The 16,872-nt window shown below is 66.7% G+C and carries 11 protein-coding genes, 1 tRNA gene and 1 pseudogene; 10 read left to right on the forward strand and 3 right to left on the reverse strand.

The genetic code is table 11. From position 1 onward, the window contains the following. Positions 1-280, forward strand: a pseudogene (locus tag LzC2_RS21870) (hypothetical protein); the annotation flags it as partial. A gap of 107 nt (positions 281-387) precedes the next feature. Continuing rightward, positions 388-1,515, forward strand: coding sequence for a prenyltransferase/squalene oxidase repeat-containing protein (locus LzC2_RS14785; protein ID WP_171188353.1), 1,128 nt, complete (start codon positions 388-390; stop codon positions 1,513-1,515). A 197-nt stretch (positions 1,516-1,712) separates the two neighbouring features. On the opposite strand, the gene LzC2_RS14790 is transcribed toward LzC2_RS14785, so the two are convergent. Then, positions 1,713-2,921 carry a M20/M25/M40 family metallo-hydrolase gene (locus tag LzC2_RS14790; protein WP_171188355.1) on the reverse strand — a complete coding sequence of 403 codons (1,209 nt, stop codon included), beginning with the start codon at positions 2,919-2,921 and terminating at the stop codon, positions 1,713-1,715. A gap of 313 nt (positions 2,922-3,234) precedes the next feature. Here LzC2_RS14790 and LzC2_RS14795 point away from each other — a divergent pair, with 313 nt between their 5' ends. Then, positions 3,235-4,821, forward strand: coding sequence for a BBP7 family outer membrane beta-barrel protein (locus tag LzC2_RS14795; RefSeq protein WP_171188357.1), 1,587 nt, complete (start codon positions 3,235-3,237; stop codon positions 4,819-4,821). A 100-nt stretch (positions 4,822-4,921) separates the two neighbouring features. On the opposite strand, the gene LzC2_RS14800 is transcribed toward LzC2_RS14795, so the two are convergent. Both LzC2_RS14800 and LzC2_RS14805 read right to left on the reverse strand, forming a co-directional pair. Next, positions 4,922-5,653 carry a hypothetical protein gene (locus tag LzC2_RS14800; RefSeq protein ID WP_171188360.1) on the reverse strand — a complete coding sequence of 244 codons (732 nt, stop codon included), beginning with the start codon at positions 5,651-5,653 and terminating at the stop codon, positions 4,922-4,924. A gap of 371 nt (positions 5,654-6,024) precedes the next feature. Beyond that, positions 6,025-6,097: transfer RNA gene (locus LzC2_RS14805), tRNA-Ala, on the reverse strand. A 388-nt stretch (positions 6,098-6,485) separates the two neighbouring features. On the opposite strand from LzC2_RS14805, the gene LzC2_RS14810 reads away from it, so the two are divergent. The 7 genes from LzC2_RS14810 to LzC2_RS14840 all read left to right on the forward strand — a co-directional run bounded on the left by LzC2_RS14810 (position 6,486) and on the right by LzC2_RS14840 (position 16,799). Next, a complete protein-coding gene (locus LzC2_RS14810; protein ID WP_171188362.1) occupies positions 6,486-8,189 on the forward strand; it encodes a GspE/PulE family protein in 1,704 nt (567 codons plus the stop codon). Positions 8,190-8,316: 127 nt separating this feature from the next. Beyond that, complete coding sequence (locus tag LzC2_RS14815; protein ID WP_171188364.1) at positions 8,317-9,447, forward strand: type IV pilus twitching motility protein PilT; 1,131 nt, start codon at positions 8,317-8,319, stop codon at positions 9,445-9,447. Between the two features lie 110 nt (positions 9,448-9,557). Next, positions 9,558-11,261, forward strand: a complete 1,704-nt coding sequence (locus LzC2_RS14820) for a GspE/PulE family protein (protein WP_171188366.1) — start codon at positions 9,558-9,560, stop codon at positions 11,259-11,261. A gap of 190 nt (positions 11,262-11,451) precedes the next feature. After that, positions 11,452-12,717, forward strand: coding sequence for a type II secretion system F family protein (locus LzC2_RS14825; RefSeq protein WP_171188368.1), 1,266 nt, complete (start codon positions 11,452-11,454; stop codon positions 12,715-12,717). Positions 12,718-13,022: 305 nt separating this feature from the next. Next, the gene (locus LzC2_RS14830) at positions 13,023-14,063 is read left to right on the forward strand and encodes a type II secretion system protein (RefSeq protein WP_315854680.1); all 1,041 of its coding nucleotides are present in this window, start codon (positions 13,023-13,025) and stop codon (positions 14,061-14,063) included. Between the two features lie 44 nt (positions 14,064-14,107). Beyond that, a complete protein-coding gene (locus tag LzC2_RS21875) occupies positions 14,108-15,292 on the forward strand; it encodes a type II secretion system protein (RefSeq protein ID WP_206678733.1) in 1,185 nt (394 codons plus the stop codon). Position 15,293: 1 nt separating this feature from the next. Next, entirely contained in the window at positions 15,294-16,799 is a 1,506-nt protein-coding gene (locus LzC2_RS14840; protein WP_171188372.1) for a pilus assembly FimT family protein, read from the forward strand. Positions 16,800-16,872: the final 73 nt, after the last annotated feature.

Raw genomic sequence — 16,872 nt, forward strand, 5'->3', positions numbered from 1 at the left:
GGCGGAGCGTTTTGGGCGGCGCGAGCCGCGGAGACCGCCGCCGATTGAGCCGCCGCCTGAGCCGAGGGCGACGCCCATCCCCTCCGGGGCGCCGGACGCGGTTGCCGACGCGGACTGGGCGAATCTTCGCCGCCGCGGCGCCGAAGACGTTTCGTCCGGTCGCTCGGCGGCGGTCTCCGAGGAGTACCGCGACAGCGTGAACGCCTATTTTCGGGTGCTCGCCGAACGCGCCCGCCGCGACGCCCAAGGCCGTGACGTCCAACAGGGAGGAAGCCGATGATTCGCCCGACGCTCCTTCGCTTCCCCGGCGAGCCGGGGGGCTTGTCCCCCCGGACCGGGACTGCGGAACGCCCGCGTTCGGTTCGCTGCGCTCACCGGTCCGGGGGGATGAACCCCCCGGCTCGCCGAGCGATCCTGCCGGCGATCGTGGCGGCGCTGTCGCTGGCGGTCGTTCCCCCCGGCTTCGCTCAGGAGGAACCCGTTCAAGAACTCGATTCGCTGGGCCTCCCCGCATTGGGGAAGGACGACCCGGAGGTCGACAGGGCGATGCAGAAAGCCGTCGACTATCTGCTCTCCACCCAGAAGGAGGACGGGGCGATCTACGATCGCGGCACGCCCACCGCGATGACGGCGCTCGCCGTGATGGCGATGGCCAGCGTCGGCACGACCCCCTCCGACCCCACCCCGGAGGGGACCGCGATGCGCAAGGCGCTGGACTACGTGCTGGACGAGGACCGCGTGGATAAGGACGGCTACTTCGGCAAATCCGACGGCTCGCGGATGTACGGCCACGGGATCATCACGCTGATGCTCTCGGAGATGCTGGGGATGGGGGCGGACGCCGAGCAGGATCGCCTGATCCGCTCACGGTGCCAGAAAGCGATCCAGGTGATCCTCAATGCCCAGAACCAACCCAAGGACGCCCGCAACCGCGGCGGTTGGCGGTACGAACGCAGCAGCAAGGACAGCGACCTGTCCGTCTCCGTCTGGCAGGTGATGGCTCTCCGCAGCGCCAAGAACGACGGCTTGGACGTGCCCGCCGAAGCGATCGGCGAGGCGGTGGAGTACCTGAAGCGCTCGTTCGATTCCCCCGTCGACCGCGACGGCGCCCCGATCGACCGCGTCAGCGGGTTCACCTACGAACCGGATCGCGGCAATCCGACCTACGCCATGACCGCCGCGGGGCTGCTGGCGATGCAGGTCTGCGGCCAATACGACGATCCGCGGGTCGGCGGGGCCGCGGAATGGCTCGCCGCCCGCCCGCCGAAGTGGAAGGACAAATGGTGCTCCTACGGCACCTATTATTATGCCCAAGGCATGTATCAACGGGGCGGCGAACACGCGGAGACCGCCGCGGACGTCGTGCGAAAGCTCCTGCTGGAACATCAGCATTCGGACGGCTCCTGGCTGGGCCAGAACGGCTCCGAAAGCGGGCACGGCAAGGTGTATGCGACCTCGCTGTCGATGCTGAGCCTCTCCGTGAAGTACCACTACCTGCCGATTTATCAGCGGTAACGGGAGGCCGTCGCCGTCCTTCTCCCCTCTCCCTCAGGGAGAGGGGCCGGGGGTGAGGGTGAGCGAACCCTCACACGCTTTTGTTGATCGGGGTTCAGAGCGAACGCAGGATTCGGGAACTCGAAGGGGCAGTCGGGCGGGGAACGTCCCCTCACCCCCAGCCCCTCTCCCCTAAAAAGGGGCGAGGGGAGCACGAGTTACAAACAATATCTGCGAAACAACGTTTCATAGAGGTCGCAGCCGCGGGCAAGTTGGTCGAGCGTGATGAACTCCGCCGCGGTGTGGGCCTGGGCGATGTCGCCGGGGCCGAGGACTAATAGGTTCGTCAATCCGCCGCCGCCGCGGTCCGTCGGGCCGGCGAAGACGCCGCCGTCGGTGCCGTAGCAGACGGTCCGGGGTTCGCTTTGATTCAGTAATCGTCGGACGGAGACCGGGTACGCCGCGTTCGGGTGGGTGCGGAAGGGGCCGGCGTGGCGGTCGTCGGTCGATTCAAGGCCGTGCTCCGCCGCGAGGGCGTGGAAGCGGGCGACCAGCGGGCCGTCGTCCACGCCGGGGACCGGGCGGGAATAGATCGTCGCGGTCGCCCGCTCCGGGGTGATGTTGAGCACCGTGCCGCCGTCCGACAGCGTCAGGTTCCAACTGAGGCCCGGCGGGTCGAACGTCGGGTTCTGGAGGGCGGGGTCGGTCTCGGTGCGGCGGATGAGGGGGAGCAGATCGGTGAGGAACGGGAGCAGTTTGAGGTTCGCGTTTACGCCGTCGGTCGTGCTGCTGTGTCCGGCGACGCCGCGGGCGGTGGCCGTCAGCAGGTGCGAGCCCTTGTGGGCGTGGACGGCGGTGAGGGAGGTCGGCTCCCCGATGATCCCCGGCGGGTTCGCCTGACGAAGCTCGGGGTAGGCGGTGCTGCGGGTGACGAGTTCCTTGGCGCCCTCGAAACCGATCTCTTCGTCGGCCGTCAGCCCGATCCACAGCGGGGCAGTCAGCGGTTCGCCTCCGGGCTGCTGCGAGGCGGCGTGCAAACGGGCGGCGGCGGCGATCGCACAGGCGACCGGTCCCTTCATGTCGCAGGCGCCGCGACCGTAGAGGCGATCGTCGGTCACGGTCGGTTCGAAGGCGCCTCCCGGGCCGGTCCAGTCGTTCGCGGGGACGACGTCGGTGTGGCCAAGCCAGACGAACCCGGGCCGATCGGGCGACGGATCGGGGCCGAGCCGGGCGAGCAGGTTGACCTTCTCCACGCCGCGGGCGTCGCGGTAGACGCCGCGCTCGAGAGTGAAGCCGGCGGCGAGGAGGGCCGCTTCGCAGACCGAGGCGGCGGCGGCGTTGGAATCGCGGCTGACGGAGGCCGCGGCGATCAGCTCGCGGGCCAACGGCAGCGGCTCGGTTACGGGCGTGTATTGGGGGGCCGTCATGCGGGAATCGTAACCGGCGGAGCCGCGAACGCTGCGGCCGTCCCGGCGCCGCGAAGGGTTGGGGGGCGAAGGGACATGGCCCCTAGATTCCGCATGTCCGGCGGGTTTCGCATCAGCGGTCGAACCAGGCGGACCGATATCGCAGTCACGACCGACGCCCCCGGAACCTTCCGAGGCGGCGCCGTGCGGACCGCCCGTCCGCCCGGCGAAGGCTTCGTTCCTCCCTTTGTTCGCGGGAGGAACGGCGGCGCGGTCGGTGCGTCGGCATGGTCGCCGGCGTGACCCCCGAGTTCGGACGCAGGACCCCGAGACGATGCCCCGCCGAACGAATCCTGCCCAACGGCTCTCCCGGTTCGGGAACCGTGCCCGCCGCCTGTCCGCCGCGATTGCCGCGGCGACCGCTCCGGTCGCGCTGGCCGCGGTCGCCCCCGCCGCCTCGGCGACCGACGGAGTGGTAGAACTCTCCGCCGGTCCCGGCTTCGGCGACGCCGCCCCGACCTGGGTCGAACCCGCCGTCGGCGCTTCGTACGAAGCGTCGCCGGGAACCAGCGGCTCAATTCTGCCCGCCGGATACGTCACCCCGCCGGCGCAATTCGGCCCGCACGGCGACGCCGCCGTCGGTCCGGCCGGTCGGCTCGCCCCGGGCGGCCTGTACGATCCGGCCGTCGCCCCGGCTCAGTACGGTCCGCCGCCGGCGCCGGCCCCGTATTATCCTCCGGAAGGGTTCGTCAGCCCCGGCGGACCCGCGAACTTCGGCGGCGGTCCGGCGATCGACTACCGCGTCCGGGGCGGGCGGCCGGAAGGTCCCGGCTCGTTGTGGACGACGATCGCCCGATACGCCCCGCCCGAGGGGAGCTTCGTTCGGGTGGAGTACCTCCAGTACAGTCTGTCCGGCGAAGAAATCGGCACCGTCGGGGCGCCGATCCCGGGCGTGACTACGTTCCAAACCGGGACCCCCGCCGATCGCTTCACGCCGTTCGGGAATACCGTCTTCGACGAAGAGCGGAACGGCGGGAACTTCAGCCTGCCGGGCGTGACCGACGACGGCACGACCTATGTGGTGCCCGGCCTGCAAGAGAACGAAGTCGACGACTTCGAAGGCGCCCGCATCACGATCAGCCGGCCCATCGCCGACATCGGCCGGGCGGAGGCGTACCTCACCGCCTTCTCGCAGGAGACGTTCACGATCCAACCGGAGTTGCCGTTCAACGTGGCGCAAGCCGTCGGCATAGGCTTCAAGGTCAACGGCGACCCGAGCGATCCGCTGATCCGTGTCTTCAACGGCTCCTATGAGATGGAGTACGAGACGGAGATGTGGGGGACCGGCGGTCGGATGTACTTCGACCACATTGCCGATCCGAACGGGTTCGGCCTGCGTCCGCTGGTCGGCGTGCGATACCTGATGCTCAATCAGAACATGTATCAGCGGGGGTCGTTCCAGACCCCGACCGCTATGTTCGACAGCGAGATCTCGACCACGGTCCACAACAACCTGTTCGGGTCGGAACTCGGCGTGGAAGCCGAATATCGTCACGAGCGGTTCACGCTGGGCGTCCGGCCGACCATCTCCGGCGGTCTCAACGTGGCTCAGGTGCGGACCCGCACGGACGGCTTCGCCGGTCCGACGGAAGGAGCGCGACGGCACACGGATCACTACGCGGAGTTCAGCCCCGTGTTCGATCTCGCCGCCTACCTGCGGATCCCGCTCGGCGACTCGTTCAAGCTGAGCGTCGGCTACGACTTCCTCTACCTGTCGAACGTCGCCCAGCCGAACGAATCCACGAACTACAACCTCACGCAGGTGGGGGCGATCCCGGAAACCGACGTCAAACCGAAGCGGAGCTTCGACGACGTCACCTTTAACGGGCTGTCGATCGGTCTCGAGATGCTGATCCCCTGACGGTTCCGCCCCGCCGTCGGGGAAAGCCAACCCGCCAAACGCATCACGCCGAGACCCCGCGGGGCCTCGGCGTGACGGCATGACGAGTTTCCGACGGCGCTTACCGAGCGGCGGCGGTGCGGCCTTCGCGGCGGAGTTCGGCGCGACGGACGGACTCGGCGACGATCCGCTGGGCGCCGAACAGCGTGCGGGCGTTGAACAGCGGGACGTCCGGGCCGCCGGCGACGCCGCGCTTCAGGTTGGCCAACTGCACCCAGGACATGTCGTCGGCGAGGTGCCAGGCGGCGGCCTGTGCGGCTTCCTCGTTCAGCTTGCCGCTGCCGACCAGGATGATGAGTTCGCGAAGCGTTTCGTTCTCGATGACGTCTTCCAGCTTGCGGACTTCATAGGTCATCCGCGGGCGCGGTTCGGGCTTGCCGTACTCCAGGCAGACGGAGGTGTAAGGAATGCGAGCGGCGGTTTGGGGGGGGATGGAGAACGCTCCGCCGCCGCCGAATCCGCCGCCGCCGAACTGGTTCTGGACGTGCACGCCGACGATGCCGTCGGGAATCTGCACCGTGACCGGCTCATCGCCGTGGTTGGCGACCACCAGATTCCCGCCCTTTTCATCCTTGGCGATGATCCGAACGGAGAGATCGCCGCTCTCCTGCCCGTCAAAGAAGTCGACGTAGGCGGCGGCCGTATCGAGTTTCAGCGCCGTGACCGGCACCGTCTTCAGCCTCGGCTTGTCGTCCGGCTTGTCGCCGTCGGCGGCCGGGGCGGACAGCGGGCTGATGAGAAGGGCGGCGAGGCCAGCCCCGAGGAGGGACCGGCGGCGGAGCAGGATGGGCATGGCGGGGGTCCGACGTCGTGACGGGGCGGTTGCGGACCTCCAGCCTACCGGGGGGGAAGTCGCGCGGGCAATGACCTGATTCGGCTGGCGCAAGGTCCAAACCGCCGTTTCGCGGTCCCGGACGGCAGGATCGGCTCAAGTCGGGACGGGTGGGCGCGGCAGCGCCGGTTCTCCGCCCTCGTGGCGTTGGCGCCGCGCTACCTCGCAGCCGGACCGATCTCCCGGACCGCCACGTCCGTCATGCAGCGCCCCCCCCGTCCCTGCGGCGCCGCGTCCGGCAGCGACCGCCCCGCGCAGCAAAACGCCCCGCCGGGGGAACCGGCGGGGCGTGATGAGTTCGTCGCGACGAACGATTTACGGTAACGAACGAGTGGAGCTGATGAGATTCGAACTCACGACCTCTGCATTGCGAACGCAGCGCTCTCCCAACTGAGCTACAGCCCCGTGTCGACCTGTGGTGGGTCGTCGGCCCGCGGACGGGTCGGGACCCCGGCGGGCCGAGGGAGAGACACCATACCCGGGCGGTGGCCGGCGGGAAAGCGTCTCGTTCCCTGCAACCCCTCCGACACGACCGCCGCCGCGCGGTTCGCTTCCGCCGCGCGGTTCGTCGTTCTCCCGGCGACCGGCGCCCTCCCGGCGACCGGGGCGTGCCGGGGCGTCACGACGCTCGGGGAACGTCGGCGTGTTGACACCTTGCGTAGCCGGTCGGATGATCCGGTGTGCCGCTCCGGCACGATTCATCCCGCGTTCGCACCGCGTTTCGTCCCGGCTCGTCCACGCCCGGCTCGTTTCCCCCTGATAAGACGCCGGCATCGCCGGCCGACGCCCCCGCATGGCCGCCGACATCCTCCAAAAGTTTGTCGCTGACGGCGCTATCAGCCGGGAGCAACTCCATGAGGCGCAGGATCTCGCCAAGGCGAAGAAGACCAGCCCGGCCCAGATGCTGGTCATGCTGGGCTACATCGACGAGAAGGAACTGACCGCCGCCGCGGGCGGGGGTCCGGCCCTGGATCTGGCGAACCTGACGGTTCCGGACGAGGTGATCGCCCTGGTGCCGGTGTCGGTGGCCCGGGAGAACACCGTGCTGCCGATCAGCGCGACGGAGCGATCGGTGACGATCGCCTTCGCCGACCCGTCCGACATGGGCGCGCTGCAGAAGTTGGAGTTCCTGCTGACGCCGCGGTCCATCGACATCGCCGCCGCCTCGAAAAGCGACGTGCAGGCCGCGATCGACCGCCACTACGGCGGCGCCGGCGAGGGCGGCGGCGGGGAGGACACGATGCACACCATGCTGACGGAGATCACGGAGACCCAGATCGACGTCAGCGGTCAGACCCTGCTGGCCAACGACGACGGCGACGAGGACGAATCCGCCCCGATCATCCGGCTGGTCAACCTGATTATCTCCGAGGCCGTGAAGATGCGGGCTTCGGATATTCATATCGAGCCGTTCGAAGACCGGGTCCGCATCCGCTATCGGATCGACGGCTCGCTGGTGGAACGCGACAGCGCCCCCCGCCGGATGCTGGCCGCCATGATCAGTCGTATCAAGATCATGGCGTCGATGGACATCTCCGAGAAACGCCGCCCCCAGGACGGCCGGATTAAAACGCGGGCCGGCGGCAAGGAGCTGGACCTGCGCGTCTCCATCCTGCCCACCAACCACGGGCAGGGCTGCGTCATGCGGATTCTGGACCGCGACAACATTAAAATCGGGCTGCGGAACCTCGGCTTCGGGGAGGAGAACTATAAAACCTTCCAGAACATCATCCGTCGTCCGAACGGCATCTTCCTCGTCACCGGGCCGACGGGGTCCGGCAAGACGACCACGTTGTACTCCGCGCTGGGCGAGCTGAACCGGCCGGACCGCAAGATCATCACCGCCGAAGACCCGGTCGAGTATTATCTCCCGGGGATTAATCAGGTGGAGGTCAAGCACAATATCGGGCTGGACTTCCAGCGCATCATTCGCGCGATGCTGCGGCAGGCCCCGAACGTCATTCTGGTCGGCGAGATCCGCGATAAAGAGACCGCGGAGATGGCGATTCAGGCCAGTTTGACCGGTCACTTGGTGCTGTCCACGCTGCACACCAACGACGCCCCCAGCTCCATCACCCGGCTGACGGATATGGGCGTGCAGCCCTTCCTGGTGGCCAGCAGCGTGCTGGCGGTGCTGGCTCAGCGGTTGGTGCGCGTCGCCTGCGAGAGCTGCAAGCAGCAGTATATGCCGGACGAAAGCGAACTCGAATACTTCGACATCACCCCCGACGAGGCGGAGGAATCCACCTTCGTGAAGGGCCGCGGGTGCAATAAGTGCTCCCACACCGGCTATCGCGGTCGGCGGGCCGTGTTCGAATTGATGGGCATGAACTCCGCGATCCGCGAGATGACCTTCAAAAACGAGCCCGCCCAGGCGATCCGTCGGCAGGCCCGGTTGTTCGGCATGCGAACGCTGGTCGACGACGCCCGCGAAAAGGCCATGGCCGGCATCACCACCCTCGCCGAGGTACAGAAGCTCATGCGCGCCAGCGACTGACAGATCCTCCCCGTCACGCCGAGGCTCCGCGGGGCCTCGGCGTTACGGGGCCGCTTGAATCCCGCCGGCTCCGGCCGGCACACTCCGCCCCGACCTCCTTCCCTTCGCGTCCCGAAAGTTCCGCCCGATGGCCACCGTGCAGATCGACAAGCTGCTGGAAACGGTGGTGAAAGAGAAGGTCTCCGACCTGCACATCACCGTGGGTCAGCCCCCCGTCATCCGGGCCGGCGGGCGGATGCGACGCCTCGAAACCAAGACGCTGGACGCCGACGACACCAACTCGTTGATGAAGTCCATCACCCCGGAGCGCAACCAGCAGGAGCTGCAGGAGGTCGGCGGGACGGACTTCGGTTTCGCCTACGGCGACAAGGCCCGCTTCCGGGTCAGCGTGTTCAAGCAGAAGGGCACCATCGCGATGGTGCTGCGGCGGATTCCGAACGAGTTCCTCACGATGGAGCAGATCGGTCTGCCGCCGGTCGTGAAGGATCTCATCACCCGCCCCCGCGGGCTTTTTCTGGTCACCGGGCCGACGGGTTCCGGCAAGACCACCTCGTTGGCCAGCATGATGAACTGGATCAACGAGACGCACGCCCACCATATGATCACGCTCGAAGACCCGATCGAGTACTACCACGAGCATAAAAAGAGCACCGTCAACCAGCGGGAAATCGGCGTCGACGTCCCCGACTTCCCCGAGGCCTTGCGCCGGGCGCTGCGACAGGATCCGGACATCATCCTCGTCGGCGAGATGCGCGACTTGGAGACGATCTCCAGCGCCATCACCGCCGCCGAGACCGGACACGTCGTGTTCGGCACGCTGCACACGACCGGCGCCCAGGGCACCGTCGACCGGATCATCGACGTGTTCCCGACCAACCAGCAGGAACAGATCCGCACGCAGCTTTCGGTGGGCATTTTGGGCGTGCTCTCCCAGGCGCTGCTGCCCCGCAAGCCGTCCGGAATGGTCGCCGCGTACGAGTTGCTGGTCGTCACCCCCGCCATCGCGAACCTGATCCGCGAAGGCAAGACGTTCCGTATTAACTCGTCCATTCAAACCGGGCGGAAATACGGCATGCAATTGCTGGACGATCACCTGTTCAGCCTCTGGAAAAACAATATCGTCGAGGAGGAGGACGTTCTCTATAAGGCGAACCAGCCCGGCGAATTGAAGGTCCGCATCGAGAAAGCGAAACGCGGTCTCTACGACGACGAAGAGGAGGAGGACGAGGACTTCGACGAGGACGACGACTTTGATTGAACGATTCAAGGGGAGAGGGGGAAGGCGTAAGGCGTAAGTCTTCGCAGAATCCCGCCCCGCTTCCCTTTTCTTACGCCTTACGCCTCGCCCCTTTCCCCCTATTTCGTTTCATGGCCGCCCGCCGCAAAATCGGACAGATCCTTCAGGATCTTGGTTACCTGTCCGAGGATCAGGTCTGGGACCTGCTGGAGGAACAGAAGCAGAGTCCCGGGGAAGTGTTCGGGCAGGTCGCCGTTCGCAGCGGACTGGTCACGCAGGCGCAGGTGACGGAGGCGCTCGCCGAGCAGTGGGGCATGCCGGTCGTCGATCTGGAGCAAACCCAGATCCCGGCGAAGGTGCTCGAAAGCGTGCCGCAGACGATGTGCGAGATCTATAAGATCTGCCCCGTCAGCCTGAAGGGCGACGTGCTGACGGTCGCGATGGCCGATCCGCAGAACATCGAGGCGCTGGACGACCTCAAGAACTTCCTCGGTCACGAAGTTCGCGGCGCCGTCTCCAGCGAGGCCGACGTCGCCGCCGCGATCGAACGCAACTACGCGGAGCGTCCCGACAGCATCGAGGACGTGATCGGCGAATTGGAGATCGAAGCGGGCAGCGAACGCGACGCCTTCGACCTCTCCGATCCGGAGGAGATGGCCGACGCGGCGCCGATCCGCAAGCTGGTCAATATCGTGTTGTTGAACGCGATTAAGGATCAGGCGTCCGACATTCACTTCGAGCCGTTCGAGGATGAATTTAAAATCCGCGTCAAAGCGGACGGCGTGCTGTACGAGATGATCCCCCCGCCGCGGCACATGGCGAACGCGGTGATCTCTCGTATTAAAATTATGGCGGATCTGGACATCGCCGAGCGCCGGCTGCCGCAGGACGGCCGGGTCGAATTGAACGTCGGCGGGAACCCGGTCGACCTGCGGGTGTCCATTCTGCCCACGATGTTCGGCGAAGCCTGCGTTATGCGGGTGCTGGACCGCACGGTGGTCTCGCTGGACCTCAATAAGATCGGGATGGACGCCGGCACGCTGGACCGGTTTCGCGGGATGATCAAACGGCCCAACGGCATCGTGCTGGTGACCGGGCCGACGGGCTCCGGCAAGACGACGACGCTGTATTCCACGCTGAATGAATTAAACGACATCACGGAGAAGATTATCACGACCGAGGACCCGATCGAATACGATATCGACGGCCTCATTCAGTGCCCGATCAACTCCGACATCGACGTCACCTTCGCCTCCTGCCTGCGGGCGATCCTGCGGCACGACCCGGACCTGATCCTCGTCGGCGAGATCCGCGACTACGAGACGGCCGAGATCGCCGTGCAGTCCGCCCTCACCGGGCACCTCGTGTTCAGCACGCTGCACACCAACGACGCCCCCTCCTCCATCACGCGGATGTTGGATATGGGCGTGCCGAAGTTCCTGCTGACCGCCTGCGTGGAGTGCATCCTCGCCCAGCGGCTGGTGCGACGCATCTGCACCGACTGCCGGACGGAGTTCGAACCGTCGGACGAACTGCTGATGGAGCTCCAACTGCCGGTCGAAACGGCCCGCCAGTACAACTTCTATTACGGCAAGGGCTGCGCGACCTGCCACAACAGCGGCTATAAAGGCCGGGTCGGGCTGTACGAGCTGATGGACGTCACCGACGACATCCGCGACCTGATCTCCGAGGACGCCAACGTGGACGACCTCCGCAACCTCGCCCGCTCGCAGGGGATGACCACCCTGCGGGAAGCCGGCCTGAAACTGATCTTCGAAGGGGTGACGACCATCGACGAGGTCGTCCGCGAAACCGTCATCGAGGACATCAACTAGCCCCGGCGCCGTACTACTTCCCGTTCTACTCAACCCGGCTTCGACGCCGGGCGTACGTTTCCCCCTCCTTCACACAGCATTCGCGGCTCGACAGGATACTCCCCGGAACCCGTTTCCCGGCTCCTCCTCCCGCCGTCGCACGTACCCCGCCGCCCGAACCCGCCGCCGCAAGGCCGCCCCGGAGACTGCTATGCCCACCTTCGTCTACGAGGCGATGGACAACACCGGGTTGGAGATCAAGGAGTCGATCGACGCGCCCACCAAAAAGGACGCCGAGGCGAAGGTCCGCGAGAAGGGCTTCTTCGTCACCGACATCCGGGAGTCCAAAAGCCGCAAGAAGAAATCCGCGTCCAAGGACGGGGAGAAGAAGTCTTCCAAGAACGCCCGCGCCAAGAAGAAGAAGGGCGGCTTCACGATCGGGCGGGTCAGCCCGAAACAGCTCACGACGTTTACCCGTCAGCTCTCGACGCTGCAGGACGCCGGTCTGCCCATTCTGCGGTCGCTCCGCATTCTGGAAGGGCAGAGCAAACCGGGGGTGATGAAGAACTCCCTGATGGGCGTCATCGAGGACATCGAAGGCGGGATGACGCTGTCGGAGTCGATGGCCAAACAGCCCAAGGCGTTCGACGGGCTGTACGTCAACATGGTCAAAGCCGGCGAGGCCGGCGGCGCTTTGGAGATCATTCTCCAGCGGCTCGCGGACTTTAAGGAACGCTCCCAGAGCCTGAAAAAGCGGGTTCAGGGGGCGATGATCTACCCCGTCGCGGTCGTCACGGTGGCCGTCGCGATCGTCGGGTTCATCATGTATTACATCATCCCGAAGTTCAAAAAGATCTTCGAGGACTTCGGCACCCCGCTGCCGGCGATCACCGAGACCCTGATCGCCTGCAGCTCCTTCACGGTCAAGTACTTCTATCTGTTCCCCGCGGTCCCGTTCGCGATCTGGCTGATCCTCAAGATCATCCGCAAGAACCGCACGGGCAAGTACGTCACCGACTGGATCCTGCTGCACATCCCGGTCCTCGGGAAGATCGTGGAGAAGGCCACGGTGGCCCGTATCTGTCGAACGCTGGGCACGCTGATCGCCTCCGGCGTGCCGATCCTGGAGGCGATCATCATCGCCCGGGATACGGCCGGGAACGGGGTGTTCGCCCGCGCCTTCGACAACATCTACGCCGCGATCCGCGAGGGCGAATCGATGGCCGTGCCGCTGAAGGAAGCCCGCATCGTGGACGACATCGTCGTCAACATGGTGGACGTCGGCGAGGAGACCGGTGCCCTAGACACGATGATGTACAAGGTCGCCGACGTGTACGACGAAGAGGTGAAGGTGCTGGTCGACGGGCTGATCAAGCTACTCGAACCGATCATGGTCGTCGTGCTCGGCTTGGTCGTCGGGTTCATCGTCATCGCGCTGTTCATGCCGCTGATCGACCTCCTCAACGACCTGTCCTGAACGGAAACTCCAAGGACCAGGAAAGCAAGAACCAAATGGAACGAGCGGCCTGTCGAGCGTGTTCGACAGCCCGATCCCTCGGCTTTGGTTCTTGCCTTCTTGAGATTTGGAGCTTCCTCCCCCCGCTCCGTCCGATTCCGCAACGTCGATTGTCCCCGAGTGTTGCGAAATGCAGCGCTCGAATCGGCGTGGGTCGATCTCGTCAACCCTCTACCCCGCATGGGATTAGAGCGGGTTTCAGGGGTCGCGGCGCACCGTTTGCAACATTCTCCCCGGCCGTTCGGCACTTTCCCCCGGAGCCACCCGTGATTTCCCGCCCGCAATCCCCCGTCACCGCTGTTCCCTCATCCCGGCGGGGCGGTTTCACGCTGGTCGAGCTGCTGGTGGTGATCGGCGTGATCTCCCTGCTGCTGGCGCTGTTGGTGCCGGCGGTGATGAACGCCGCGGGCGGGGCGAACGACGCGGCCGTTCGTGCCGAGATGAGCGGGATGGAAGCGGCTCTGTCGCAGTTCCATGCGGAGTACGGCCGCATGCCCCCCAGCTATCTCGACCTGCGGCGGACCTCCGCCGGGAAGTTCGTCGATCCGGCCACGATGTCGACGCTGCGCGGGATGTTCGGCACGGCCATCAGCGAGACGGCGATGATCGGAAGCCTCAACACCATGAGCTTCCCCGGTCAGGACGTCAGCGGAGCGGGCGATTATTCCGAACGGGGCATCCTCCGCGGGGCGGAGTGCCTGGTGCTGTTCCTCGGCGGATTGCCCGCGAGCGGAGACCCGGTCTCCGGCGAGATGGTGCCGTCCACCGATCTGGCCGGCTGGAGCAAGAATCCCCGCGACCCGTTCAACGCCTCCGCCAAGAGCGGCGGCGGGTTCGTGATGCTGGACAAGGCCCGCCGGACAAAACCCTTCTACATGTTCGAGCCGGATCGTCTGAAGTACGTCAACGAGATTGAAGCCTCCGGCGACACGCCTTCCTCCTCGGAGCCGCTGCTCTCCTACTTCACCTACCTCGACCGCTACGAGAGCCAGACGGCTCCGATGATCTACGCCAGCAGCGACGGCGGCCGCGGGTATCTCGCTCGGGACGTTCGTTACGGCACCGGCGTGTTCCTGAACGACGACGGCACCGCCGCCATGCAGAACGGCGCCTATACGACGCCCGCGGGCGACCCGATCAACCCGAACGGCTATCAGATCATCTCCCCGGGGATCGACGCGAAGTTCGGCGTGGGCGGCACGTACAGCGAGGACGACGGCTATACGTCGGCACAGGCGGGCGGCGTGATCGTCAACGGCGGGGACGACAACATTACCAACTTCTCCTCCGGACTGCTGGGCGACTGACCGCCGTCGCTCTTCGCCCCTTCCTCCCGCCGGCCCGCCGTCCCATGTCGCCCCGCTTTTCCCGATCGATCGCCTCGCTTCCGCGGACGCCGCGGGGGGCGTTCACGCTGATCGAACTGCTGGTGGTCATCAGTATCATCGCGATCCTGCTGAGCCTGACGGTGTCCGTCACGCTGGCCTTCGTGACCAGCGCCCGGGAAGCCGCCACGCAGACCACGCTGGCCAAGATCAAAGGCAAGCTGGAGCGCCGCACGCAGGCGTTGAGGCAGGGGATGGAGACCGGCAGCGGGAACGCCTCCCGCGTCGGCAGCGGCGCCGCCGGCCCGCTGCGGTTGAAGATGGAGATGCTCAACCGGATGCCGAGCTACCTGTACCCCCGCGGCGCCGGGCCGGACGGCGACTTCGGCACGGCGGACGATCCGCTGCCGCTCTCCGAGAACGATCACCTCGTCGCGCTGGTGCGGGGCAACGGGACCGTGACCGCGTTGTTTGACGATGCGAACTACCGCAACGACCCCACGGCCAGTTCCGAGGCGCTGCTGCTGTTCCTCACGCAGGGGGAAACCTACGGCGTGGCGGATACCGACGAGGACGCCTTCAAAGAGAGCGAACTGGCGGACGCCGACGGCGACGGCCTCCGCGAGATCGTGGACGGCTTCGGCAACCCGATCCGCTTCTATCGCTGGCCGACCCGCCTGATTCGCCCCGCCCCGGACGCCGACAACAACGGCCTGGTCTCCGAGGCCGAGGCCCAGGCCGACAATACCGACGGGCGCTGGCCGATGAGCGCCTACGGCACGACCGAGAGCGCCGGTTCGACCGCGGCGCTGCTCGGTTCGACCCTGCCCAGCCGCGAGTTCGGGGACGCCGGCGAGATCACCGCCGACGCGACCAACGGCGACCCGTTCCTGCCGACGCTCGGCAGCGCGCTCCGCAGCGATCCGGACGACCGCTTCGCCCAGATTCACTTCGGATTCGCCACGATCTTCCGCCGGGCGTTGACGAACCCGGCGGATCCTTATTCGGACATGCCGGCGCTCGGCAAAGACTTCGAGCGGCTGTTTCACACCCCCACGACTTTCTATAGCCCGATCGCCGTCTCCGCGGGGGCGGACGGGGAGCTGGGCCTCTACGAGCCGCAGGACCGGGAGAACTTCGGGCACCTCGCCCAGTTCAAGGAGCCGGTCGCGGCGCTGGACAATTTGACCACCGCGCAGACGGGATTCTGAAATGAAGAAGACCCGACGATTCATCGATTACAAGCCCGAGGCGCAAGCCTCGGCCGTGCGTGGCGGCGGCTTATCGAACCGCCGGCTGCGCCGACGGCCGGAGCTTGCGCTCCGGGCTGGTACCGCGCGTCCGGCCGACCGTCGCGGTTTCACGCTGATCGAACTGCTGGTCACGGTCACGATCTTTCTGATCCTGGCCACGGTGACGCTCACCGCGGTGGGCGCCTTCCGCAACGCCGATCAGGTCAGCGGCTCCGCCCGTCAGGTGCAAAGCTATATCAGCGGCGCCCGCGATCGGGCGATCTATACGACCCGCACCGACGAGGGCCCCCGCGCCCGCGGCGTGCGGCTGCTGGTGAATACGAACTTCACCGACGCCAACGGCGACGCCTTCGCCTGCACGACGCTGCAATACGTCGAAAGCGCCGGCTACTTCCCTCCCAAAGCGACGGAGCGCGTCGAGCTGCTGCCGCGTGAGGTGCTGTACCTGGCCGGCGGTCCTTTTGAGGGAACCGTCGCCGAGTTGCTCCCGCCGGTTCCCGACGGCAGCGGCGGAAGTCTGCCGTACGGCGATGGAAACGACGGGAATCCGCCGGACTTTTTCGTCAATGCGCTGTCCTCTCCCTCCGAGCGCGAGCCCGTCGCCGACAAGCCGGTCCCGTTAACGAACGCGTGGGCGTCGGCGGCGATCAACCGCATATTCCAAGCCGGCCTGCTGGGCGAGAGGATCACCGAGGATCTGTATTCCGCCCGCGTGCGGCTGCCGAAGTACGCCAACGGGTCGGGGCGGTGGTATCAGGCGTTGATTCGCTCCGCCGGCGACCCCGCCGCCTCGGAGCAGGCACAGCGGATCGCGGGCATCGCCCGGGTCTTCCTGATGACGCTCGCCCCGTCCGAAAGCGAAAACGCCCAAGCGTACAACCTGAACGCGGCGGAGGAGGGCTACATCTTCGAACTGCGGACCGTGCCGCTGGCCGGCGAAGATCCGCGGACGCTGCCGAACCAGACGGCGATCGACCTGCGGGGCAGCGCCCGCTTCGGCGGTCTGCCGATTTCGTGGCTCGACCCGAGCAGCCCCGCCGTCCCGGTGCCGCAGGGGCCGCTGGACATCATGTTCGACCCGGCCGGTCTGGTGACCGGTCCGTTGGCCGCGAGCGGGTTGGTGCACCTGCCGGTGGTGAGTTTGGAAGACCTCGATGAAGGCTCGAACGCCTTCGACGGCGGGGAGACGCCGCCCGGCTTCGTTTCCGGGGCGTTCCTGCCGCTGGGCTACGTCGGCTCCGGTCCCGACGACGCCCCCGCCTACGACACGGCCACGAAGGTGTACGCCGGCCCCGGCAAGAGCGGGGACGACCTGATCGTGACCGTCAACACGCAGACCGGCGCCGTGACGGTCTCGCCGGTGAATCAGAACGACGCGGTGAACAACTCCACCGGGGCGGCCACGCCGGACGGCCTCGCCGACGACCCGCTGCAGTTCGCCGAGACCGGACTGGAGGCGCCGTGATGTTCGCCCGCCGCCCGGTTCGCAACGCTCCCCCGGGCGCCCCGCTTCGCCGTCGCCGTTAGGCGGCGCGCAC

The sequence above is a fragment of the Alienimonas chondri genome, from assembly GCF_013036045.1.
In the GTDB taxonomy this organism is placed as follows: Bacteria; Planctomycetota; Planctomycetia; order Planctomycetales; family Planctomycetaceae; genus Alienimonas; species Alienimonas chondri.